Annotated in this window: 21 protein-coding genes; 11 read left to right on the forward strand and 10 right to left on the reverse strand. The window is 58.4% G+C overall.

Annotated elements, in window-relative coordinates; genetic code table 11:
• A complete protein-coding gene (locus PCK14_RS14510) occupies positions 1–594 on the reverse strand; it encodes a dihydrofolate reductase family protein (RefSeq protein ID WP_269939219.1) in 594 nt (197 codons plus the stop codon).
• A gap of 174 nt (positions 595–768) precedes the next feature.
• Between PCK14_RS14510 and PCK14_RS14515 the strand changes: the two genes are divergently transcribed.
• The 3 genes from PCK14_RS14515 (at position 769) to srmL (ending at position 3,795) form a co-directional block, all read left to right on the forward strand.
• A complete protein-coding gene (locus PCK14_RS14515; protein WP_269939220.1) occupies positions 769–1,416 on the forward strand; it encodes an alpha/beta hydrolase in 648 nt (215 codons plus the stop codon).
• Positions 1,413–2,447 (forward strand): LLM class flavin-dependent oxidoreductase, encoded by a 1,035-nt coding sequence (locus tag PCK14_RS14520; RefSeq protein ID WP_269939221.1) that lies wholly within the window; start codon positions 1,413–1,415, stop codon positions 2,445–2,447. The genes PCK14_RS14515 and PCK14_RS14520 overlap by 4 nt, the downstream gene beginning before the upstream one ends.
• 229 nt (positions 2,448–2,676) lie before the next feature.
• Positions 2,677–3,795 (forward strand): PheS-related mystery ligase SrmL, encoded by a 1,119-nt coding sequence (gene srmL / locus PCK14_RS14525; protein WP_269939222.1) that lies wholly within the window; start codon positions 2,677–2,679, stop codon positions 3,793–3,795.
• A 63-nt stretch (positions 3,796–3,858) separates the two neighbouring features.
• Here srmL and PCK14_RS14530 read toward each other — a convergent pair whose 3' ends face one another.
• Positions 3,859–4,176, reverse strand: a complete 318-nt coding sequence (locus PCK14_RS14530) for a hypothetical protein (RefSeq protein WP_269939223.1) — start codon at positions 4,174–4,176, stop codon at positions 3,859–3,861.
• 92 nt (positions 4,177–4,268) lie between these two features.
• Between PCK14_RS14530 and PCK14_RS14535 the strand changes: the two genes are divergently transcribed.
• Positions 4,269–4,853, forward strand: coding sequence for a dihydrofolate reductase family protein (locus PCK14_RS14535; protein ID WP_269939224.1), 585 nt, complete (start codon positions 4,269–4,271; stop codon positions 4,851–4,853).
• A 52-nt stretch (positions 4,854–4,905) separates the two neighbouring features.
• On the forward strand, positions 4,906–5,406 hold the full coding sequence (locus PCK14_RS14540; RefSeq protein ID WP_269939225.1) for a GNAT family N-acetyltransferase: 501 nt from the start codon (positions 4,906–4,908) through the stop codon (positions 5,404–5,406).
• Positions 5,407–5,511: 105 nt separating this feature from the next.
• On the opposite strand, the gene PCK14_RS14545 is transcribed toward PCK14_RS14540, so the two are convergent.
• A complete protein-coding gene (locus tag PCK14_RS14545) occupies positions 5,512–7,020 on the reverse strand; it encodes a serine hydrolase (RefSeq protein ID WP_269939226.1) in 1,509 nt (502 codons plus the stop codon).
• A 360-nt stretch (positions 7,021–7,380) separates the two neighbouring features.
• Between PCK14_RS14545 and PCK14_RS14550 the strand changes: the two genes are divergently transcribed.
• Positions 7,381–8,328, forward strand: a complete 948-nt coding sequence (locus tag PCK14_RS14550; RefSeq protein ID WP_269939227.1) for a hypothetical protein — start codon at positions 7,381–7,383, stop codon at positions 8,326–8,328.
• 36 nt (positions 8,329–8,364) lie between these two features.
• On the opposite strand, the gene PCK14_RS14555 is transcribed toward PCK14_RS14550, so the two are convergent.
• Positions 8,365–9,747, reverse strand: a complete 1,383-nt coding sequence (locus PCK14_RS14555; RefSeq protein WP_269939228.1) for a hypothetical protein — start codon at positions 9,745–9,747, stop codon at positions 8,365–8,367.
• 431 nt (positions 9,748–10,178) lie between these two features.
• Here PCK14_RS14555 and PCK14_RS14560 point away from each other — a divergent pair, with 431 nt between their 5' ends.
• Positions 10,179–10,307 carry a hypothetical protein gene (locus PCK14_RS14560; RefSeq protein ID WP_269939229.1) on the forward strand — a complete coding sequence of 43 codons (129 nt, stop codon included), beginning with the start codon at positions 10,179–10,181 and terminating at the stop codon, positions 10,305–10,307.
• A 239-nt stretch (positions 10,308–10,546) separates the two neighbouring features.
• Here PCK14_RS14560 and PCK14_RS14565 read toward each other — a convergent pair whose 3' ends face one another.
• Together PCK14_RS14565 and PCK14_RS14570 are read right to left on the reverse strand one after the other, a co-directional pair.
• Positions 10,547–10,906, reverse strand: coding sequence for a hypothetical protein (locus PCK14_RS14565; protein ID WP_269939230.1), 360 nt, complete (start codon positions 10,904–10,906; stop codon positions 10,547–10,549).
• Between the two features lie 447 nt (positions 10,907–11,353).
• The gene (locus PCK14_RS14570) at positions 11,354–12,451 is read right to left on the reverse strand and encodes a hypothetical protein (RefSeq protein WP_269939231.1); all 1,098 of its coding nucleotides are present in this window, start codon (positions 12,449–12,451) and stop codon (positions 11,354–11,356) included.
• Between the two features lie 254 nt (positions 12,452–12,705).
• On the opposite strand from PCK14_RS14570, the gene PCK14_RS14575 reads away from it, so the two are divergent.
• Together PCK14_RS14575 and PCK14_RS14580 are read left to right on the forward strand one after the other, a co-directional pair.
• Positions 12,706–14,502, forward strand: coding sequence for a DUF4365 domain-containing protein (locus tag PCK14_RS14575; protein ID WP_269939232.1), 1,797 nt, complete (start codon positions 12,706–12,708; stop codon positions 14,500–14,502).
• Between the two features lie 380 nt (positions 14,503–14,882).
• Entirely contained in the window at positions 14,883–15,833 is a 951-nt protein-coding gene (locus PCK14_RS14580) for a hypothetical protein (protein WP_269939233.1), read from the forward strand.
• A 418-nt stretch (positions 15,834–16,251) separates the two neighbouring features.
• On the opposite strand, the gene PCK14_RS14585 is transcribed toward PCK14_RS14580, so the two are convergent.
• Positions 16,252–16,494 (reverse strand): hypothetical protein, encoded by a 243-nt coding sequence (locus tag PCK14_RS14585; RefSeq protein WP_269939234.1) that lies wholly within the window; start codon positions 16,492–16,494, stop codon positions 16,252–16,254.
• 514 nt (positions 16,495–17,008) lie between these two features.
• Between PCK14_RS14585 and PCK14_RS14590 the strand changes: the two genes are divergently transcribed.
• Both PCK14_RS14590 and PCK14_RS14595 read left to right on the forward strand, forming a co-directional pair.
• On the forward strand, positions 17,009–18,172 hold the full coding sequence (locus PCK14_RS14590; RefSeq protein ID WP_269939235.1) for a hypothetical protein: 1,164 nt from the start codon (positions 17,009–17,011) through the stop codon (positions 18,170–18,172).
• A 4-nt stretch (positions 18,173–18,176) separates the two neighbouring features.
• The gene (locus PCK14_RS14595) at positions 18,177–19,322 is read left to right on the forward strand and encodes a hypothetical protein (protein WP_269939236.1); all 1,146 of its coding nucleotides are present in this window, start codon (positions 18,177–18,179) and stop codon (positions 19,320–19,322) included.
• A 189-nt stretch (positions 19,323–19,511) separates the two neighbouring features.
• Here the strand turns inward: PCK14_RS14595 and PCK14_RS14600 are convergent, their stop codons facing one another.
• From PCK14_RS14600 to PCK14_RS14610, 3 genes are all read right to left on the reverse strand, one after another.
• The gene (locus tag PCK14_RS14600) at positions 19,512–20,594 is read right to left on the reverse strand and encodes a tyrosine-type recombinase/integrase (protein WP_269939237.1); all 1,083 of its coding nucleotides are present in this window, start codon (positions 20,592–20,594) and stop codon (positions 19,512–19,514) included.
• 106 nt (positions 20,595–20,700) lie between these two features.
• The gene (locus tag PCK14_RS14605; RefSeq protein ID WP_269939238.1) at positions 20,701–20,922 is read right to left on the reverse strand and encodes a helix-turn-helix domain-containing protein; all 222 of its coding nucleotides are present in this window, start codon (positions 20,920–20,922) and stop codon (positions 20,701–20,703) included.
• An 805-nt stretch (positions 20,923–21,727) separates the two neighbouring features.
• The gene (locus PCK14_RS14610; protein ID WP_269939239.1) at positions 21,728–22,102 is read right to left on the reverse strand and encodes an ArsR/SmtB family transcription factor; all 375 of its coding nucleotides are present in this window, start codon (positions 22,100–22,102) and stop codon (positions 21,728–21,730) included.
• Positions 22,103–22,282: the final 180 nt, after the last annotated feature.

A 22,282-nucleotide genomic window follows, 5' to 3' on the forward strand; every position in this document is an offset into this window, starting at 1 on the left:
CTACTCATGCCCCCGGGCGCGTGTGTAGCTGAGCATGGCGACCCCGCTGGGGGTGGCAACTGTCCCCGTCAAGGTGAAATGGGCCGGAAGGCTGGCTTCGCCAAACATTCGCTTGCCCGCTCCAAGCACCACAGGAAAAACCAGCAGGCGGTACTCGTCCACAAGGTCGAGCCCGGCGAGGCCCCGAACCAGGGTGCCCGAACCAAAAACGACCAGGTCGCCGTCGCTTGCCTCACGGAGGTGCCGGACGGCCGGCGCCAGCTCGCCCCGGACAGGATGGGAGTTCTGCCATGCAAGTGTCCCGGGCGAGGATGTGACAACGTACTTCGGCATCGCGTTCATGGCCGCGACCGCAGGCTCGGCAGGATCCGCCTGGGCCCAGGCGCCGGCAAATATGTCGTAGCTGCGGCGGCCCAGCAGCATTCCGGCCGCGGCGACCGTTTCCTGTTCCATGAAGTCGTTGACGGTTCCGTCGACGTAGGGCAGCACCCACCCGCCGTGTTCGAATCCGCCGTCGCGGTCCTCATCCGGCGACAACGGCGACTGGATCACTCCGTCCATGCTCAGGAAATTTACGACGGCGATGCGGCCCATGCTGTTCCTCCCCAAAACTCGCAATGTGCCTCCATGCTGCCATTGCCCGCCCCGGGGCCGTCAACCCCTAAGCCCCTGCGAATAGTTGAAGCTACAAGTAATGGTGTATCTTTGGAAGCAGGCCGGGTCTCTGCCCGTGGCCGCGAAGATGTCAGCAACCCCCAAGGAGTCCCCATGAACACCACGCTGCGCGATGTGCGTTCCCCCGGCTGGGCCACAAGTCCTTCCCCCAGCGAGGCCGTGCTGTTCCTCCACGGATTCGGTTCCAACGAACTGGACCTCGCCCCGCTGGCCCCTGCCCTCGGACTCGGGCTGCCTTGGGCATCACTGCGCGCGCCGCTTGAGCTGGGCAATGGGGGAGCGGCATGGTTTCAGATCACGACGCCGGGTGTCCCCGATGTTGCGCCGGTGCAACAGGCGACGGATGCCATCTGGGCGTGGATTGAGCAGAATGTGGATCCCGGGACACGCATCATCCCCATTGGCTTCTCACAGGGCGGCCTCATGGCCAGCCAGTTGCTGCGCACCCGGCCGGAGCGGGTGGTTGCCCCCGTTGTGCTCGGCGGATTTGTGCTCGGTGCCGAGCAGCCCGGGGACGGCCTCCTGGCTGCGCAGCGCCCTCCGCTTTTCTGGGGGCGCGGTGCCGAAGATGGTGTCATAGCTCCAGTGGCCATTGCCCGCACCAGCGAATTCCTCCCGAACCACACCGCGCTCAATGAACGCATCTATCCCGGGCTGGGGCATGGCATCAACGCCGCCGAGCTCGCCGATGTGCGCGAATTCCTGGCCCTGGAAGTTGGCGCCCGCGCGGTGGCGGCATGACCCCAGCCCCCTCGTTTGAGATTGGGATTTTCACCTTCGGTGAGCTGACCCGCAATGCAGACGGCAAGCCCATGGAGGCGGTGTCCCGCACGCGCGACATTCTGGAGTGGGCCCGGGTGGCGGACCAGGCCGGCCTGGACGTGTTCGGTGTTGGCGAGCACCACCGTGAGGACTTTGCTGTTTCCTCGCCTGCGGTTCTGTTGGCGGCTGCGGCAGCGCAAACCACGCGGATCCGCCTGACAAGCACGGTGACAGTCCTCTCGAGTGCCGATCCGGTCCGCGTTTTCGAGGACTTTGCCACTCTGGATCTCATCAGCGCCGGGCGGGCCGAGATCACGGCGGGCCGTGGCGCCTACCTCGAGTCCTTCCCCCTGTTCGGGCAGCAGCTGGAAAGATACGACGAATATTTCCAGGACAGGCTTGAACTGCTGCTGCGCATTCGCGATGAAAACCCCGTCACGTGGCAGGGGACAACTCGTCCACCGCTGGCCGGCGCCGGGGTTTGGCCGCGGCCGGTGCAGGAGTCCCTGCCAATCTGGGCTGCCGTGGGAGGCACACCCGCCTCGGCAGAGCGGGCCGGCATGCTTGGCCTGCCGCTTTACCTGGCCATCCTGGGGGCGCCGGAACGTTTTGGGCCGCTGGCTGAGTTGTACCGCCGTGCGGCGGGGGCAGCCGGCCGGGAACCTGGCCAGATCGGGGTCACCTCCCACTTCTACGTTGAAGAAACCTCGCAAGGGGCCAGGGACACCTTCTTTCCGCACTACTCCTCCTACATACAGCAAAACATGCCGCGGGCCGGCAGGCTGGACCGTTCCAGCTTTGATGCCTGGGCAGCCCCTCGGGGAGCGCTCTTCGCGGGCAGTCCTGCCGAAATCGTCGAGAAGATCCTCTGGGAGCATGAGATCCTGGGCCACACGCGGTTCCTTGCGCAGGTGGGGCTGGGTGGCCTGTCGCAGGCGGACACCCTGCGGTCCATTGAGCTGCTGGCCACCGAGGTTCTTCCCGCGGTGCGTGCGGCGCTCCGGGGATAGCCATTCGACGTCGGCGGCGTGCCCGTGGAGCGGCCAGCAGCGGGCCACTCCCGCAGGAACCTGCCCGCGGGAGGGGCCCTGCTAGGCTGGAGAACATGCGTAGCCCCATGCGATTTATCAGCCCCCGACCGTATCCCGGTCGCGAGGGCTTCGAGGCGCGCGCCTAAGTCCTGGCGGCGGAATGGCTCGGGGGAGCACCCGCCGATCCAATCCCAGACCTAGGACTTTCATGACAAATTACCTTTCCCCCGCCGAGCTGCATGCGGCGTTGATGCTTCGCGACCTCTCCGACCCGGACCAAGGCCCCCATGCGATGCAGGCGCTCTTGGGCCACGTGACCACCGCCCTGGCCCAAGCCTGGGGAGTCCCGGCCCGAACCGTGCGAAACAGCCCGTTGGTTTCGGTCGCGGACAACTACGACAATCTCGGCTTCGCCCCGTCGGCGGTGACCCGCGACCAGAGATACTCGCGGTACGTGAGTCCCACTGTGATGCTGCGCAGCCACACCTCCGCTTCTGTCCCCGGGCTGCTCAGGCAGCTGCCGGAGGCCACTGCCCTGGACGAACTCGCCGTCGTGCCTGGCCTGGTGCACCGCAGGGACGCAATCGACCGCACCCACGTTGGGGCGCCCCACCAGGTGGACCTGTGGCGCGTGTCCAATACAGGAACCCTGGGCACCGAGGACTTGGAGGCGATGGTGGCTGTCGTTGTGGAGGCGGTACTGCCCGACGCCGAATGGCGCACGGTCCCGGCCGTCCATCCCTACACAACGAGCGGAATGCAGGTGGATGCACTCATTGACGGGGAATGGCTGGAACTGGCCGAATGCGGTTTGATGGCACCGCACCTCTTCGCCACTGCGGGACTGGACCCGGAACAGTGGTCAGGACTTGCCCTGGGCATGGGCCTGGACCGCGCCTTGATGCTGCGCAAGGGCATTCCCGACATTCGGCTCCTGCGTGCCGGGGATGAACGCATCAGTGCCCAAATGCTCAACCTTGAGCCGTGGCGCCACGTCTCCCTGCTGCCGCCGGCACAAAGGGACATTTCCATTGTTGTCGCCGACTCCTTCGACGAGGAAATTCTGGGTGACGAAGTCCGGCAAGCGCTCGGATCACGGATGGATGACCTTGAATCCGTGGAACTCCTTGAGCTGACCCCAAGCCGGGATCTTCCACTCGGCGCAAGGGAGCGACTTCAGATCGATGAGGGCCAGGCCAACGCCCTCATCCGGATCGTGCTCCGGCCCATCGACAGGACACTGACGGCGGCAGAAGCCAACCTCATTCGCGATGACATCTATGGTGCACTCCACCAGGGGCCGGTCATGGAACTCATCGCCGGGTGAGCCGGCGCAGGCGCGGCCAGTGGTCCTGGACCACTGGCCGCGTCCAGCGGAGGCACCGCAACGTCAGCTCGAGGGGCTGCCGGGTTCCATTTCCGCAAGCATGCGAACTTCGATTTCGGATTCAGGGTGGTCATTGGGGTCCATGCCCAGCAACCACGTCAAGCCCTTCAGCCCCCGGGAGTCGAGGCCCACAAGGGCGATCGCGATGATTGTGTCGTCGGGCGCCTGGTTCCTGGTCCAGTCGCGAACTTCGCTGAAGGTGGCACCGGAAACGTCGAACGTGGTGATTGATCGCTCGGGTCCCTGGGCAAAGTAGACCCGGAAAGTGGAGTCGTGCTGCTCCCAGGTGCTGTCCCGCTCGTCCACTTCCTCAATGTGCATGGTCACCATGATAGGCAGCACTGCTGCTAGATTGGCCACCATTGGACTCAGCCAAACGCCTACTCGACGCCCGACCCAGGACGGATCACCATATGCGCAAACTCGTGTACTACGTGGCAACGACCCTCGACGGCTACATCGCCGGCCCGGACGGTGGCGACCCCAGCGGGGCAGAGTATTTCCCGATCACGCCCGACGTCGTCCGGTTCATTGTGGAGAACTATCCGGAGACGCTTCCCGGACCTGCCAGGGCCGCAATGGGCCTGGATGGCCCCGGCCTGGCTTTCGACACGGTCCTGGAAGGCCGGGCATCGTACGAGGTTGGCCTCGCCGCCGGATTGACGGACGCATACCCCCACCTTCGCCACCTCGTGTTTTCCTCCACCTTGGAAAGCATTGACCCTGCAGTCGAAACTGTCCGCAGCGGCGCCCTGGAGCGGGTGCGCGAACTGAAGGCAGAGCAGGGGAAGGACATCTGGCTGGTGGGCGGCGGCAAGCTGGCCCACTCCCTGCTGCCTGAAATCGACCGGCTCATCCTCAAACAGAACCGTTCCATCATCGGATCCGGCATTCCCCTGTTCGACGGCCCGTTCCAGCCCGTCATGTTCGAGCCTATGGACGAGACCCTGTTGGAATCCGGCGTGCGAGTAGTCACCTACGACCGCACCGGCCGTTAGGGTCCAGATGACCATGGAACCCGGGGATGCTCAGCTCAATGATGGTGTGGTCATGCTCCGACCACTGCAGCTCGATGATGCGGCGGACCATCTGGCCGGCGAGGATACGGAACTGGTGAGGTGGCTGTCGGGTGGACCCGGGACCGAGGAAACAGTTCGGGCCTGCGTTGAGCGGGCCCAACAGATGTGGGCCAACCACGGCCCCATATTCACCTTCGCCATCCGCCCAAGTGCCTGCGACTCCCTCGCCGGAACAATCGACGTCCAACTGGACCAGCCGGCGTACCGCCCCGGCCAGGCCAACCTGGCCTATGGCTTGTATCCGCAGTGGCGGGGCAGGGGGCTGGCAACTCGGGCAGTCAATCTTGCCCTGGAGTTCTTGCGTTCACAGGCCGGCGTGAACTCGGCGCTCATCCGGGTCGAGCCAGGGAACGCGTCCTCAGTGTCTGTTGCCATGCGCGCAGGCTTCACCCTGGTGGCACACTCAACCGAGACCGCCGACGGCCATGACTGGTACGAACACGAGATCAATCCAACGACTGCCCGGGGGTGATAAGCCGGCAGAACGGATTGCTTGTGAACACGAGGCGCGAAGCTTGCCGTGACCGATGAGTGATGCTGTGCTGGACTGCCCATGCAATTGTCGGTGGAGCGAGGCTTAGCCGGCCCGGCTAAACACGCCGAGCCCGTTCGGCTCCTGTCCGGGCCCCGGGAACTTGTTGAAGTAGGTCAAGGTGACCCCGCTGATCTGCCCGTCCTCGCGGACGAAGACCGCGGAGGAGAGTGAACCGGGGAGCGCGTTCTCACCGGTCGGCACGAAGGACAGCGTGTCGCCGTCCCACGGATCGATCTTGAACGTGTACCCGCCCTCGGGGCCAAGCGCGCCGGTGAGGACACCGTTTTTCTCGGTCACCTCGAATTTGCCAAAGTAGGGGCTCGTGTACGTGCCCACATAGTCGCCGGCCGGACCCGCCGGCGCAGCGTCCGTGGGTGGCTTCTTGCCGACGAGGTCGCCGGCCGGGTCGGAGAAGTGCGCGAAGACGCCGGGCCACAGGTCCAACCAGGGGCGCGTCTCCGCACCGAACTGGACCAGGTCGACGAACTCCGAAACGATCAGCTCCGGGACACCCGAGGGTGCTCCGTTCGTGAGCACGACGATTCCGAGGTTCAGGTCCGGGATCATCGTGGCGTTCGTGGCGGAACCCCACCCGAAGGCGCCGGAGTGGCTGATGCTGACGCGGCCGGTCACGGTGGCACCGACGTTTGTGCCGAAGCCATAGTGCGAGGTGCGCGATGTCAGGTTCGCGGCATCGCCGCCGGTGATTGAGTGGGCGGAATAGGTTTTTGCCAGCACCAGCGGGTCGATGAATTCAGCACCGTCGACCTTGCCGTTGGCCAGCACCATGTTCATCCACTTCGCAATGTCTCCGGCAGTGGAGGCGACACCGCCGGCAGGAGCCTCGGCATCAGCGTCTCGGTCGAACAGCTGCTCGTACTTTCCTACGCCGGTGCGCGCATGCATCGACGCGCGGTCATCTGCGGCAAGGTACTCGTCGTGGACGGTGGTGGTGGATGTCATGCCGAGCGGCTCGAACAGCAGCTCGTGCGCCGTCTGCGCCCACGTTTGCCCGCGAGACGCCGCGACCGCCTCGCCGCCCACCGTCAATCCAAAGTTGGAGTACTGGTAGGTGTCGCGGAACGACGCCAGGGGAATCTGGTTCATGTGGGCCATGATGTAGTCCACATCGAAGCCGATGTCCTCGAGGTCATCGCCGCCACCGGTCGGAATGCCGGTGCGGTGTGAGAAGTAGTCGGCGATCTTTCCATGCCTGGTCACATACGGATCGTTGAGTGCGAAGTCGGGGAGGTACTTGACCACCGGATCATCCCAAGACAGGCCGGGGTCTTCGGTGATTGCCTTGGCCACAATGCTTGAGGAGAGGGGCTTGGACAAAGACGCGATCTGAAACACGGTGTTGGCGTCCACTGGCTTCTTCGTGTTCACATCCCGCACGCCATGTCCCTCTTCGAACACGACTTTGCCGTTGGAGACCACCGCGACTCCCGCGCCGGGCACTCCTGTCTGCTTGAGCGCCTTGTCGATGAACTGGGGTAGCGCAGCGACGGCTGCGGCAACTGCCGTGTCACGATCAGTGTAGAGATCCATGACGTCCTGGTTGGGTGCTTCGCCAAGTGTGACGGGGACCCCGCTCGAGGACGGCCGTTCCCCACCCGTACCCCCGGTGCATGCAGTGATTCCCAGCATGAGAGCTGCCGCCGTCGAAACGGCGACGAAGCGTACGATCCCCTTGTTCGTGCTGCCCATGCCGCTGCCTCCCCTGGACGGTCTGTGGCGGTGCCATGGCTTCCTATTCGCGTAGGAAGCCATGGCACCTGGTCCCCCTGGGGACAATTGTGCATGGACGGAAGCGGACAAAACAACCACCGCTTCAGGACATGGCCTCTAGAGGACGTCCGGATCCGGGCAGTTGCGCCATAATGGTGTCCACACGCTCCGGAGGTGGCCATGGATGACAGGGAACTGCTCGAACTGATCTACCGCAGCCGCCCCAGGACGGTTGCGGAGCTCGCTGCGACCGCGCACGCGGATGAGGGCCGGACCGCCGACGCCGTTGCGCGCCTCGCGCGGGGAGGTGCCATCTCGGTGCGCGATGGCGCGATCGCGTATGCGACGCCGGCGATGTGGACGGCCGACGCCGTCGAACGCGAAGTGCGTGCGATTCGCCAGGCCGCAGACGGGGCCGCCACGCGAATCGAGGCCCTCGTGGCCGAGCTGCCGGCTCTGATGCGCCACTGGGCTGTGGGCGAGGCCTCCGGTGACCTTGTTCCCGTTTTTGTGCGGCACGGGCCGCAGGCGGCAGAAGACCTCTGGTACGACATCGCGCGGGAGGGCAGCGACACCGCCTGGTCAGTGCTGCCCGACCTTGGACGCTACCTGCAGACCGATCCCGCGCGCGCCAGCCGATTCGCTGAGATGTTCGCCGGCAAGCGATCGGTGCGGGCGCTGCTCCCGCGTTCGATGGCAGAAGACGCCCGGCTTGTGGCGATCGCCGAGCGCTACGCCGCCGTCGGGGTGGAGTTCCGCCTCCTTGACGACCTTCCGAGCTGGTTCTGGATCGACGGCGAGGTGCTCGCGCTGCCGATCGAATGGGGCGAGGGGTGGCCTTCCAGCGTGGTCGGTGTCCGCAGCGCTTCCCTGGCAGAGCTGGGCCGAAGCCTGTTCCGCGAGCTCTGGCGCCGCGCCGAGCCGATCGGTGGTGTGGAGCAGCCGTGGGCGCCGCTTCTTGAGCTGATGAAGCAGGGTGTCACGCTCGACTCGGCATCTCGCAGGCTCGGAATCAACCCTCGAACGGGTCGTCGTCGCATTGCGGCGGCGATGGAGCAGTACGGCGTGTCGACATTGTTCGCCTTGGGTGTGGCATGGGCCGCGGACGGGAAGCCCGGGGCTCGCTGAGCGGTGGTGTGGTCGAGCGCCGTCGTGCATGGTCTTTCAGGAGTCCCAGATCGGGCCGAAGGCCGGGACGCCCCGGCTGCGGAGGTCGGCAACCACCGCCAAGGTGGTGGACTTGTTGGACACCACCATGACAGCTTCGGCGCCGGTTTGGCGGTAGGCGCGGTAGGCCAGCACGGTGAGATCAGGCTTGCCCAGCAGATCGGTGTTCCAAAAGGTGGCATCCGGAATTGCCGTCCGGATTTCTCCGGCGAGCTGCCGCCCATAGGTGCGCACGGGATCGCGGGTCACCCAGACAAGGGTGCACGGCGTGGCGCCCTCGAGCAGCTGCGGCAGGCACGGGGCAATGCCGCTGCCGGTGGCCAGCCACACCACCCTGTGAAAGACGTGTGACACGGAGACCATGCCGGCCGTTGGAATGCCCCGGGTCCAGATGTGCGTGGGGGAGTCCTCGATGAAACGGGCAGTCCACCCTCCGGTGCGGGAGATGGCGAAACGGCAACCGTCCTGTCCCGGCACCGTCATGGTTGCGAAGGAATGCCATTGGCCAAACGGGCTGCGGGCCAGCCTGGCCGCCGAACCGGACAGCACAAGGCCCGAGGCCATCGTCACCACCGCCACATGCTCGGACGGACAGTCCACATGGACCCTGACGTGGCGCAATTGCAGCCAGGGAATCGCGACCATGACAATGAGGGCCGCAACGATCCACGCATTCGGGGAGGTGAGGACCGCGATGGGGACCGGGCGCCGGCCGTCGGCCGCAGCCATGATGGTCAAGGCGATGAACAGGGCCAGTGCGAGCCAGCCGCCATAGCGGTGTGTTGCCTCGAAGGCGTCGTGGTGCCGCTCACGGGCTGACGGCCGTGCCCACAGTGACATCGCCAGAAGGTCAAGAAGTATCGCGGCAGTCACGATGCGCAGGCCAACGTCCCGTGCCACGTCGGCGGTTGGCAAGGCTCCGGTAAAGGTCAAGGCGGCGTAAATCCCGAACCAGGCGGTTGCTGAGATCGCGCAGCCAACATGGATGCCGCCCGGAACCTGGTGTACCTGGGCGGCTGATGCCCGGCGGCGCAACGGCCAACTGTGCGGGACGCTCAAGACTGCGGCAAAAAGTGCATTGACGGCGTACTGCTGCCGCGCCAACGTGGCAATAGCAATATTGACAGTTGCTGCCGTGATGGCTGCAGCCATGGCAGCATCCCTGTGCGGCGCGGAAACCAGCAGCAGAACAGCCATGGCTGAATTTGCCAGGACCCCAAGGATCAGGATGCGGTGGAACGGCGTGAACCGGCGGTGCGCCAGAAGCGCTCGCACCCCGGTGACCCGGTCGGGGAGCCCCATACCCGACGGCGGCTCGGGTCCGGCCGTAATTCCTGCGGTTACGGAGCCGGACGGTCCGGAATCAAATGCTGTTGACATGTAAATGCCTGCTTCCCCAACCCGGCCTCCACCTGCAGGGGCAGTGAGGGCAAAAACTAGCCCGTAAATGGCCGTCCAGACGATCCGGCGCAAACACCGCTCACCCAGATCTTCGACTGTACTTGGAGGGCGGGGGCCGTGGAATAGACCTGGATCCTGTCTGTCGCCTGTGCCGAAGGGGCAGTTGGGGTGTCTGCGTACCAGCACGTATGTAGCCTTTTCGTGGGTGGCCCTCCAGCTTCTGCAGCGCGGCCAGGCCTGTTCTGGGGTCACCATCATGGGGACTTCCAGGCTGCGCATGAGCTGACCCGCAGCTGGAAGTCCGCAAAGGTGATGATGTTGAACCGCTCTTTGTGGACCTGGCCCGCTTCGTCAATGTCTGTCTTCAGCGCTGAACGGCACCATCGGCGCGCCCCGACAAGTTCGATGCCGTGGGAAAAGTACTCCTGAGCTATCAAGGCAACTGCTCCACCTCGATGTGGGACGCGAACAGGTCGGCAAAGGACGTCACGATCCTCGTCGCCGACAACGCGGCCACCGTGATCCAGACAAGCAGTTGAGAAATTCTCGGCGGATACACACTCGACGCCGCAAAGAACCGCCAGCCCCAAGAGAAAAAATTCCATGGCGCCAGCTGTGGAACGATCTCTAAGAACGACGTCTCGGGACATGTATGAATCTTGTCCCGCGACATCACATGTGTGCTGGGGCGGGAATTGAACCCGGTACCAAGAGAAACTCAGGAGTCTCATGCCTTCTGTCGTCATTCAATGCCAAAAAAGCCAATTTCCGGGGATCTTCAGGTCAGTGGAGTCCATCGATATGCCATGATCAATGGTTGGTTTTCGTTCAAAAACGTGAGTAAAACGTGACGATTCCCTCCAGCGTAGCGTCGGAGCTGCTGTCTGGCGGCCGTTTGCGGGTTCATCGGCATGGTGGACGGCATGTCGTTGGTTGTCAATGTGGCTCCGTCAATGATCAACAATTCACGTTGTTTGATGCGTGGGTTCGGCCCCACCCGTCGTGTGTCCACTATCGGCCGTGAATCGTGCTTCTTGTTGACTATTTGCTGAGGGAATGGAGCACCATCCACCCATATCGGGTCGTCATTTGCCTCCGGCCGGCCGACCTGGTCAGCCCAAAATGGAATCAATTTCATGCCGAACTGCGAACGGTATAAGAGCGAACAGGCTGTAGACCGGAGAGTATCCGCGGGGTTTGCCGAGGACCGAATAGGTGAGAATGATGACGGAACCAATGGCGTCAGGAACAAAAATGGAGTTAGAAGCTGAGGGCCCCGCAGCTCTTGGCCGTGGGACCCTCAGTAGTCCATAACAGGGAACCTGCCCCTGACTTTTACTGCAGGTTACTACTGTGAACAGGCGCGAAAAAATAAGTGTTGAGGCGGAACTCGCATTGGCTGAATGGAGCGGCAGATCTGAGTGGTGGATGCTGTATTCGGGCTTTTCCGTACACAATGCAACGGCGGGACCACAATGATCGGTAGCATTCCATCGCTAAACTGTCATCACACTGCAGCTCACCAGACAGCGCTAGCGGACGTGAACAACCTCTCATTCTTAGAGTTGCCGCAACGGCCCTGGAGCTAACGCCTGCGTCTACTGAACACCCAGGCCAACGTAGATCCAGCAAGGGCTAGAAGTGCGGGTGCTGCGAACAAGCGGAGGTAGTCAATAGAATCCGGGACATCGGTCTCGTTGCCTAGAGATGGCGTCAGCTCTCCTGCCTCTCCTGCCTTTTCTGCTGGAGGCGGTCTGCGATTCTGGCGCTTCTGGACAACGTCTTTGAGTACAGGGCCTGTGGAACCAACCAGCCATATTAGGCCACCCCCGGTCGTGCCTGCAGCCGCGGAAGCGAGGAAAAGCTTGCGCTGGGCCTCAGTCTCGTCTTGCTGGTCGACACCAGTCAGCCGAAATCCTGCGGTCGTGTCAGCACTTCGAAGGGGAAGACTCCATGTGGGAGCCGTCGGATCTTCCACCTGTGGGCTTGAAATAGTTGGCACGTATTCAGCGGGGAGATCTCTGGGTTCGATGCTGACCACGGATTCAGCAGCTACCGCCTGAATGCCCAGTGAACCGATTTCAGCGGGCAATGTCAGAGTAGCGATACGAGGGAAGGCATAGCGGTGATGGGATCCTGCAAAGGCTTCAGTCGGCGCAGCGGTTTTGCCCTGGAGGGACACGGCCCAGCCAAGACCCGCTTCTCCGACGGTCGTATCCTGGAAATCCGTTGGGCTGATATCGGTCATAACGCAGTCGTCATCAAGGGAATATTCGAGTCCGATCTCACTTGCCTTCGGATTCGAATCTGTCGGCGGTATCGGAGGCGCAAAACTGAGTTCGTCGCCATTGCTCGACTTGCGCAGGTGAACATCCTTCATCGCTCCACAGAACCCGACCATCAGCTCGCCTGCTTGGTCCGGCGGCACAGCGGCGGCGCTATCTCCTTTCAGAACCATGTCGAACAAGGTCAGGCTTGGAGAAGGGTAGTAGCGCAAGTCAACATCCACTCGGACAGGCGCCGATGCTGACCCGTGCTTCACGCCCACAAAAATTGCACCGGGCATGCTCAGCGATGGGACGGAAGCGAGGGCCGGTTGAGAATAATGCCACGCTCCGAATGCTGACGTGGCAGTGACGATGATGGCTGCCACCATTTGCGCCTTTTCATACGACTTAACCATCCCGGCAGTCTATGACCAAGCGTATGATGTTTGGTCCTGTTGGGTTGAGTACACCCCAGAGCCAGAGTTGCTGACTCTCGTTTCGCTGTCGCAGAGGGTTCCCGATACCGACAGGCTCTGGGTAGCTTCCATTGGCAAGCTCTAGTCCAGTGACCACCCAGCTCAACTTGCCCATTGCGTAGGATTTTTCCGTTTTCTGCGGCGCCGCCATCGTGGCCCAAACTATGTCATCTCCATAGTCCACAATTGAGGGTATGGATATGGAGCTGCAAGGCGTGACCGCCGTCAATGAAAGAATTCTCAGGTGCCGTCGGCTCAGAGCCTACGTTTTGGCGAATGACCGCACACCATTGACCGACGGACACATTGACGTCTACGCAGATGCTGAAAAGATCTCCAACGCGAACTTCCAGCACCGCGTAAATGTCCAGGTGAAGGCCCGAGAACACAAAGCCGGGAAGAATCCGCCGAAGTCATTCGCAGTAAAGGCGAACGACCTTCGAGGGTTCTTAGAACTGCGCGGCGTTCTCTACTTCGTTGTGTACATCAACAAAAAGACACTTCAAACTAGGTTGATGTACGCACAACTCACGCCGTTCAAGATCGAGGGCCTACTTAAGAAAATTCCGGCTAGTGGAAGTGTCAGCATCCGCCTCGAACCATTCCCCCACGATCCCTCGGAAATCGAGAAAATCATTCGATTTGCGGCAAACGCACAATCAGAGGACCCGCGGGCTCGAATTGACTTCAATTTGCTCCGAGATCCGGTAAGTATCACCCTGCATTCTGACAAGACGCTTGACCTTTCAGCTCCTCTGACCTTAACGCGAGATAGGGCAAACTACTCCGTTTCCTACCAATTCGCCGACGGTTCCAGAGTTTTCGTTGACCACGAATTAGCGATCTTTCCGGAGGACTACTACGGGAGATACACCAACGTGCGTGTTGAAGCTGGAGACTTTGAGTACGCGAATCCGCGCCTGAGGAAATTAGACGACTCCACGGTTGAGGTCACTCTCTCCAAGGGAATAGTAATGACCATGTCTAGGGAGGGATCGACGCTCAAATCGCCAGGTAGCATCAGAGTGTCCATGCGTCCCACACTCGAAGAGCGCCTACACGACCTTGGCTTTTACTTCACACTCCTAGAAAACCAGTCTCTCAAGATCAATGGCACCCTTCACGCAATGCTCGTAACTCCCAATGAAGAAACCAGTGATCTCCGTAGCCACTTTCACTTCCTAGAAACTATCGCCAAACTATGTGGACGTCTAGGCGTAGACACCCGACTCGTGGACCTTGAATCTCTTGAGGAGTACAGAGGAAAGCAGCTGCTGGCCCTTGAGGGCGTGCTACTTCACGGTGAAACACTCTCCTTGGAACATCAACACCTAGGAAGAATCTCCCAACCTATCGGAGAGTGGAATCTCCAATTCATCGTGCTCAATGATCCAACAACTAGTACATGGCGCTTGTACGGGACATTCGATCCAAACATGCCAGGACACATCGTTTCTCAATCTACGGACACGCACGATGCCCCCGCCATCGTCACTGTCTACGACGTGATCGAATACATGTACCTTCCATTCACACTGAACCTGCACCTAGAGAATTTGGTCGCTGCATACCAAAAGGTCTCAGGCCACGCAGGAACAGATGATCGAGCCAATGAAACAGTTCTAAATCTCCTTCGCGCTGCCGACGACGTTCCTCGTAGACGAGTAGAATTTCTCACCGCCGCAACCGAACTCAACTCTTGGCTCCAAGCCAAGTACGGAAAACAACCCCATTATCTAATCAATGGATGGCAAATCGCCGCACGCACAGGAGATCTTTCCTCACTTGACAAAGAATCCATTCGAACACTCAAACACCAAGCTACACGAGAAGATAAAGAAGGCGCCAGAGAAATAGAACTTGCCTGCGCCATCCTTCTCCAAGATGATGCAGAGAGAGATTTCTGTTTGAAGAAACTCGACACTCGTCTAGCCAAACAATTCAAAACATGGCCTATTTGGCGCCTAACAGAAACTGAACCCCGGCTTTGATGCCGCTGTCCTTTTGAGAAAGATTGCATGTATGCCCAAGAACTTTCCTGCTGAAGTTCGTTACCGTGCCGTTCGCCTAGTGTTGGATCGTTTCTAGGATCCGAAACCTACTGGGGGAGTTGCTAGTAAAGCTTTCCCTGATTGACGAACCGCCGCGTACCCCACTCAGGTATTGTTTCGGTAACAACTCCCCTCCGTTTTCTACGGGAAATAAGAGGGAGCACTTAGAGTGCCCAAGCCCCGAGGCTTGAGCCGCGGACCTCCCTAGCAGGGGACAGATAGGGAATGTGTGTCATTGCGTTCTTGTCAGTCCTCCCCAGTAGTCTTGTGCTTGGCCCAGAGGCGCCTATGTATCAGAGAGAGTTGGGGATATATCAAGCATGATTAGTTCTGCGGATTTAGCTTCTCCGTCCGAGTTGCGTCAGTACAAGCTGATTGGGCGAATTCTTGAGGTATCGGAAGAAACTGGCCATCGTCAGGTACCGACAGAATCGCTCTACAGGGGCGGGCACCTGCTCAATGCTGATGAGCGGGCAATGGACGCTGACTTGGCCGCCTTCAAAGCGCGCGGCTGGGTCGACTACTTCGCTTCGGTGGCGGGTATCGACGAAGTAGTTCTCAAGCAGCCAGGCGCAGATGCCGGTGAGGCATTCGAGAAGTTCAGGACCAATCCGAGAAACAGAGTCCCCGCAGCTCGGGATGCCCTTGTGCAGTGGCTATATGACGAATACCTTGACGGCAATTCTTACCCCGTGATCAACAGGTTCTCTGAAAGTGCCTTCGAGAACTTCTATGGCGTTCCTTTCACCTGGCCCGAAGTCATCCGTGCATGCACGTGGTTGCACTCTGAGGGATTCATCGCGGGTACTAGGACGAACGCGGGCGTTGTCCCTCGGCCTAGCATCACCCCGAAGGGCATACGCTTTGTTGAAGGTAGGGCATCTGTCAATGATCAGCACAACGGAGGAGTAACTACGGTGACCAACAATCACCTCAAGGTCGAGGGATCTAGCGGCGTCAACGTGGCATTGAATAGCCAGAACGTCAATCAGTCCAACTCGGTGACGATTGAACAGATCGAACAGACCACCAAGTTCATCGGGAGTGCCAGGTCACTGGTGCCAGCTCTGGGTCTAGATGGGGATCAGCAAGAGCGCGCCTTGCAGGTCATTGGTGAGCTTGAAGTTGAGTCCACCTCGACCGCTCCAAACCAGGGCCGGCTGAAGCAACTGATGGGAAAAGTCTTGGAAATCGTCGTAACAGGAACTGCCACGGGAGTAGCAGATGCTCTTGTGGCTATGGGCAATGGCGTCATTGGCTCTTTGGGGTAGCTATCCCGCCGCCCGCCGACATACTGGCATGTCTGCGGGCGTAGCAGCGCTATTCAGATTTCTTGGAGTCCCGCAGAGCTCCATAAATCCTACTGGTTGCTCGGCCGAGGCCAGACTTTTCGATTACGAGCTCTGTAACGTATACGAATCCGGAACATATGAGTACGATCCCAACAGCAAGTCCGGAAACTTGAAGTACCCAAAGTAGGACTGCCCATGCTCCAGGGTTTCTCAGGTAGCCTGCGGCGACAGCAAAGCAGTACAGAACTCCAGCGACGACTAGGCCGGAAATCGTACGAGCAACGACATCCCGCCAGAATTTCTCATCTCGCCACCAGATGCGAAACCATGAGACCTGTTTCGCCTCAGGTTTTGTGCTGCCAGTTTCACTCATGACGCAAGCGTATTCGAATCGGGATCACTCTCGCTTGATTAGTTCAGCGGGAAACCAATCGAAATGATACTTACCCCTTGAGTCAGTCCATTCAATGAGCCCGTGATGCCAGGTGTATGCCACTGCCCTGCCATGGATGTCACCGGCTCTCACTTGGGGAATTTCACTGGGGGAGAACTCCGTCATTGGTCCATCCCCAGGCACCACTGACTCGGCCTTCATCCGGGCCATCATCTTTTCAAAACCTGCTGCATCGAACTTGTTCATGACCGCCATCCTGCCATCTAGTACTGACATTCTAATTCGAATGATTGAGGATGGCAGATAGGAGTTCTAGGAAGGTGAAGCCATACCACTAGGCCTCGCCATAAATAGCCTTCGGAGTCAGTGCCTTGTCCACGACCTCACCTCCAAAGCGCCTGGCCAACATTCCGCCGGCGCCTGGACAAGCCAAAATGAGGCCGGATGCTGGTTGGTCCGTACTGATCTCTAGTAGCCCCCCTGCCTGGACTTGCCCGGGCTGACGAACCGGATCAAGGGAACCCACATAGCAACTCCTCCACGTGGCCGCCGCCAAAAACCTACCCCCAAACACCGCGTGCGGTGTGTCAACTTCGCGAGCACGATAGATGAGGCACTCGCGAACTACTCCTTGAGCAGACCACAAGGGTTGTATGTTTAGCGCGACACGGACATGAAATAGAATTAAACCTTTTGAAACGCTATATACTGTCAGAATGCACATGGGACCGGCAATTAGGAAAAAATGGGGTGGCGAGGTATGAAAATTACATCGAGATTACAGGATAATCGCATTGGTGCCGTAAATGTCTTGGCCGAGATGTCGCTTTCCGAGTATGCAGATCTGATTTCTGATAATCTTTCCAAGAATGAATTTCAGCGACGCCGCGTGAGTTCTTCGAAAACAGTCTATGCACTGCTGAAGGATGACATGCGCCGTGGATGCGTAATTCCCCCTTTGGTGTTAGCGCTCACTGAGGAAAGTGTTGAGATAGATAGACTGAGTAATGCTGAACTCGAGGCACTTATTGTTGATCAGGCATCCCGGCTCGTAATTCTAGATGGATTGCAGAGAACACACACAATAATTGATCTCCTGCAAGAGATTGATAAAATAGATCCGCAGAGCTCAGCTACGCCTGTTGGTGATATGCCGGTTCGCGTTGAAGTTTACGTCGGGTTAAACCGCCTAGGTATCCTATACCGAATGCTCACCCTTAACACCGGACAGACGCCGATGTCCCTTCGTCAACAAATTGAAATGCTCTATTTGGATTACCATGATCCTGAATCTCGCATTGACCTCATACGGGAGGCTGATAATAGGATTGTAAAGAATCCTCATGAGTACAACTTCAAGGATGTTGTTGAGGGCTTCAATGCATATCTAAATCGAGATGAGCTTCCAATCGACCGTACGAGTTTGTTGGAAAATATCCGAAGCCTCGAGAAACTTTCGAAGGAAAACCAAGACTCTGATGTATTCCGCAAGTATTCGGAGATATTGGACGATTTTATATTCCAAGTTGTTGACCTTGGTGGAGATGCAGAGCTGGCTGAAGACGATCTTATTGGGTCGAGTCCATTTGGTCGAACAGTAAATCAAGTTTTTAAGAAACCTCAAGCAATGTCAGGGCTTGGAGCTGCTTTGGGCAAGCTTATTGACCGGAACGTATTCAATAATCTTGATGAGGCATCTGAAGCTATCGAAAACATTAAGATGGATAACCCCGAAGAGTTTCTGGTCGAAATAAACCGCTCACTGTCTTGGCTGAAAAACCATACAACAAAAATTGGCAATGCTCAAAGAACGTTTTTTACTTTCTATTTCCGGGAGCTCTTAAATCCAGAAACTGATAGTTATCTCGATCTTCAGTCGGCCGCCACAACGGCCCTGCGTAAATACCAAGACCAGAATATATAGGCGCATGGCAATCAAAGTGGGAGTTTTAGACGACGCTTGGACCGTGGATTTTGACGGGCTTGACTTTGTTGCTACCGATTCGGCTTCCGGTGTTGAAGTTCGCATCTCGTCTCCCTTGAATCTTGATGCGGGCTTTGCGGATGATTCATACACTGTGCATACTTTCCTCTTTAAGGGACTTTCGGAGAACTCAACATTTGACGTATCGGTAAAGGGAGGTGGCCGTAATTTTGCACTTTTGACTCCAGCAAATGCTGTGGGGTCAGTTGATCACGACAGGGCCGGGAAGGCGTATTATGCCAAGTGTGCATATGTGATCATTCGAGATATTCTTGGGCAAAAATTGGCTGGAGATCCGCAGTTTTTTGAGCCGTATGCAGGAATCAATGGACCTATTCCGTTCTCAGATCTATTTCATGACGACACTTGTTTTCTATTAGTTGACAACGCCGAAGCCAGCAAAGTTAAGAATTTTAGTTTGACCAAGATAGTACCCAGTCTTTTGGCTAATGGATTTGTTCCTGTTGACGTTTGTAATCCTCAGGAGCTAGCTTGGAGGAGTCCAATCGAGTTAGATACTAAATCACTGAAGGTATCGCTAATTTCTGACGATATTGGTGACCCTGAATTGATTGGTGATCTATGCTCGCTTGCTGTGAAGGCAAGTGGATCCTCGATTATGCAGTTTTTCTATTTGTATCAAATATTCGAATACTTAATGGAAAGTGTTCTGAAGCACAGGCTTCCAGAGGTTGCGATAGAGATGCTAAGGAAAATTGAAAATGGATCCGGTGATCTGTACGATGATTATTCGCTACTAGCTGAGGTCATGCGAGAGAAAGAGAGGCTCCAATTGCTCGTGGGCAAGTACTCCGATTGCCAGTCAAGTTTGGGCTCCCTCGCCAGTGTTTCGCTTGACTTCATGAGGTCTGTTAATTTCAAGATTTCAGGCGAAATGTCAGGTGTGAAGGCTGTTTATGCCGTTCGGAATTTCCTGTTTCATCAAGCTAGGAATCTGCCCGTCCATGGAGAGTCGAAACTGGATGCGGTCGTTACTGCCTTAGCTCAGTTTATTCCGGAGCTCCTTGCGACTTATAAATATCCAAAACACACAACTGTCTGGCCACTAATGCCGGCAGTTCCGTCGTGACTAACAAACTCAGGCGATTATTTGACTTTCATTCTGGTATGGTCGTCGAATCTTCGTCCGGGATCTAAGTCGGCGAAAAATTCGCCGTGTGTTAATATTCGGGTTACCTTCTTCACGGGTGGATGCTAGTTTCGACCATCGCTGGAAAATTAGTTTGTTCGTCATTATTTGGATTTTATTAGATTTTTACTATTCACCAGATTCTGGTATATTCAGTTGATCCCCAAAGGCTTGCAGTATCTCAGTATTGTCCGGTGCCTCGTGCGTCTTTTGGACGTAATGCTTGCTCGTAATCTGCTCGCTGGAATGCCCGAGCTGCGCCGTCGCCGCGGCCATGCCCTGGGTGTTGGCCAGGATGGTCCCCACGGACTTCCGAAAAGTGTGGGGCGTGACCCAGTCAATGCCGACAGCTTTCCTTGCGTCGCGCCATTGCTTGCGAAACCCGTTAGGGTCCCGAATGGTCAAGGTGCTGGACGGGAACACCAGATCAAGGTCATTCTGGCGAACTGGATCAGCTTGACGCCTGCGCAGCATCTCGACGGCGAAGGGCGGCAGGAAGTAGCGTTGCCGTGAGTTAGCACTTTTGGGGTGGTCTTGGATTCTGAGCCCGTTCTTGCCCCGAACGTTGATGACTGTCCCGCGAATGGTGACGGTTGGCTTCTCGGCGGCAAGATCAACGTCGGACCACCGAATGGCTAGCGCCTCGCCAATCCTAGCGCCGGTGGCTAGCATGATGTCGACGACGTCGAGGATGTCCTTTTCGTGCAAACCGTTCTGCCGCCCGGTTGGTTGCTGCCAGGCATAGACGTCGTGACGGAGTTTGACCACCTCGTCGATGGTCAATGCTCTAACTTCTTTGCTGCTGCTGGTGGGTATGCGGGCGACCTCACGGAGCGGATTAGCGGGGGCTGCACCATGGCGTGTAGCTAGGGACAGCATGCCAGTGAGCAGTGTCTTAGACATTTTGGCTGTTGCATTGCCGTGTTTGGTTCGTACACCTTTGAGGAACTTATCCAGGGTGGAGACGTTGGCTTCACGGATGGTTAGGTTGCCAACGCCGGGCAGGATGTAGGTGTCTATGATTTCCCGGTAGCGTCGGCGTGTATTGGCGGCTCTGCCGAGGTCTTCGAATTCTAGCCACCAGAATTTGGCAAGTTCGCTCATGGCCATGTCGGGGCTGATCACGTCATCGGTGGGTGGCAGCATCGCGTTCAACTTCGCCAGAAGGGTGGCTTCGGCTTGTGCCCCTGTTGGCCCGGTTGATTGGTACATGCGGGGCTTCCCGTCGTAGCCGCGCATGGTTGCCCGGGCCCTCCATGTGGTTGGCCCGAGCTTCCGGCGGGTTACTTTTCCCCACGTCCCGAGTGGTGTTTTTGCTCTAGCCAATGGGGTCTTCCGTGGTGGCGAGCCATGCGTTGAAGTCCGTGCGGCTGATACGAAGGTGGCGTCCGATCCTGTGAGCCCTCGGGCCCGCGTGCTTGACGCGCCACTGATAGAAGGTTTGCTCAGGAATCTGCAGCTCATGGCAGATCTCCTTAGGCGTCATCCATTCGTCTACGAACGCAGGGATCGACGGTGCATGGTTTGGCTGGTCGGTCATCGGAATCTCCTATTCAATATCGGTGTTTCTCTTCCATGGCGCCAAAGCGATGAAAGTTCATGACCTACGTTGATCTGCCGGCTGGATGACGGCGATTCACCTGCCTGTCGAGGACTTAGGCAATGCCAGCGCCATCCCTGCAAGGATTGCCGTCGTCGGATCCACTTCCCATTTCCGCGGCGGAAGGAGCCCGGTCTATTTGCTCATTCATTGGATTCTCTTGTTCAACGTGGCCTTGCCTCTGTTCATGGTGGAATAGCGTCGGAACTACGTGACCACCTTTGCCAAATCGGAGGAATGACGGCGGCGACCTTACCCAATACCGCGGCTCGGCACGGGAGTTTGGTGCCTTGTCACGCTCGATGTCCCAGACGATACGTGAGACACTCACGGGACGTAGATTGGAGTGCAATGGCGGATCAGGACGGAGCCGAGCGCTCTAAGCACACGCCGCAGGCTGAGCTTGCTCGAAGGCTTCGACTCTTGATTAAAGCGGCTGTCGCGGAGGGGGGCGGGCCGGTGTTGTTTCCGGACGTTCGTGCTGCGATGACTGTCCGTGGGGTGAAACTGTCCAGGGCACGGTGGTTGTACATGAAGGATGGCAACGGTGCCTTGATTCGGGACCGGCCACTGTTGACGGCGCTGGCTGACTATTTCAACGCGGATCCGGAGTATTTGCTCAGTGTCGAGGGGACTGCCCTCACAGGCGAGCAGCTCGAGGTTGTGAAGTCGTTGCGGGTGGCGAGGGTGAAGTCCTTTGCGGTCAACACCTTGGGGGACGTCTCGCCTGAGGTGTTGGACGCGCTTATTGAATACCTGGATCGGGATATTGCTCGGCCGCCTGGGGGAGAAGCGGTCGACGATTCAGGAGATAGTCCTGATGCGCACCCAGAAGTTCCTTGATGCGGGTTTCGTCCACGGAATAGCGGGGCGACCTGCCATGGCGGCGACCTTGGGCGATGTCCACGACTATGGCACCGGTCTTTTCTAGTGCGATCAGGTGTTGGGCGACGCTTGCCTCACTTGCGCTGACGGCATCAACGATGTCTCCGCGGGGTACCGGCCCGCTTCCTTCCAGATACCGGATGATTTCGTTGCGTCCGCGATTGCCGAACGCCTCGATGGCTGCCTCCACGTTGGAAGTCCAGGCCATGTCTACGGGATGCGTGATTCGAGGCATGATCCCATTTTGCTCTACTTATCCACAGATTGACATAGCAGGGGTTGACATTGGAAAAACCTGAATTGACACTGGTTTATATAGTCTTTGGGATTCGGGTGAGTAGCTGGGATCCCTTACATGGCCGTAACGCCGCCGCTTCATTCGGGCAGCGTAGGGGTTCACCCACACAGCGTGCAG

Source organism: Arthrobacter sp. HY1533 (genome assembly GCF_027568515.1).
Classification (GTDB): Bacteria; Actinomycetota; Actinomycetes; order Actinomycetales; family Micrococcaceae; genus Specibacter.

Bases quoted from the DNA above. Each gene is read 5' to 3' on its own strand.
- PCK14_RS14510 (WP_269939219.1), bottom strand. From the start codon at position 594: ATGGGCCGCATCGCCGTCGTAAATTTCCTGAGCATGGACGGAGTGATC.
- PCK14_RS14515 (WP_269939220.1), top strand. From the start codon at position 769: ATGAACACCACGCTGCGCGATGTGCGTTCCCCCGGCTGGGCCACAAGT.
- PCK14_RS14520 (WP_269939221.1), top strand. From the start codon at position 1,413: ATGACCCCAGCCCCCTCGTTTGAGATTGGGATTTTCACCTTCGGTGAG.
- srmL (WP_269939222.1), top strand. From the start codon at position 2,677: ATGACAAATTACCTTTCCCCCGCCGAGCTGCATGCGGCGTTGATGCTT.
- PCK14_RS14530 (WP_269939223.1), bottom strand. From the start codon at position 4,176: ATGCACATTGAGGAAGTGGACGAGCGGGACAGCACCTGGGAGCAGCAC.
- PCK14_RS14535 (WP_269939224.1), top strand. From the start codon at position 4,269: ATGCGCAAACTCGTGTACTACGTGGCAACGACCCTCGACGGCTACATC.
- PCK14_RS14540 (WP_269939225.1), top strand. From the start codon at position 4,906: ATGCTCCGACCACTGCAGCTCGATGATGCGGCGGACCATCTGGCCGGC.
- PCK14_RS14545 (WP_269939226.1), bottom strand. From the start codon at position 7,020: ATGGATCTCTACACTGATCGTGACACGGCAGTTGCCGCAGCCGTCGCT.
- PCK14_RS14550 (WP_269939227.1), top strand. From the start codon at position 7,381: ATGGATGACAGGGAACTGCTCGAACTGATCTACCGCAGCCGCCCCAGG.
- PCK14_RS14555 (WP_269939228.1), bottom strand. From the start codon at position 9,747: ATGTCAACAGCATTTGATTCCGGACCGTCCGGCTCCGTAACCGCAGGA.
- PCK14_RS14565 (WP_269939230.1), bottom strand. From the start codon at position 10,906: ATGAAATTGATTCCATTTTGGGCTGACCAGGTCGGCCGGCCGGAGGCA.
- PCK14_RS14570 (WP_269939231.1), bottom strand. From the start codon at position 12,451: ATGGTTAAGTCGTATGAAAAGGCGCAAATGGTGGCAGCCATCATCGTC.
- PCK14_RS14575 (WP_269939232.1), top strand. From the start codon at position 12,706: ATGGATATGGAGCTGCAAGGCGTGACCGCCGTCAATGAAAGAATTCTC.
- PCK14_RS14580 (WP_269939233.1), top strand. From the start codon at position 14,883: ATGATTAGTTCTGCGGATTTAGCTTCTCCGTCCGAGTTGCGTCAGTAC.
- PCK14_RS14585 (WP_269939234.1), bottom strand. From the start codon at position 16,494: ATGAACAAGTTCGATGCAGCAGGTTTTGAAAAGATGATGGCCCGGATG.
- PCK14_RS14590 (WP_269939235.1), top strand. From the start codon at position 17,009: ATGAAAATTACATCGAGATTACAGGATAATCGCATTGGTGCCGTAAAT.
- PCK14_RS14595 (WP_269939236.1), top strand. From the start codon at position 18,177: ATGGCAATCAAAGTGGGAGTTTTAGACGACGCTTGGACCGTGGATTTT.
- PCK14_RS14600 (WP_269939237.1), bottom strand. From the start codon at position 20,594: ATGTACCAATCAACCGGGCCAACAGGGGCACAAGCCGAAGCCACCCTT.
- PCK14_RS14605 (WP_269939238.1), bottom strand. From the start codon at position 20,922: ATGACCGACCAGCCAAACCATGCACCGTCGATCCCTGCGTTCGTAGAC.
- PCK14_RS14610 (WP_269939239.1), bottom strand. From the start codon at position 22,102: ATGCCTCGAATCACGCATCCCGTAGACATGGCCTGGACTTCCAACGTG.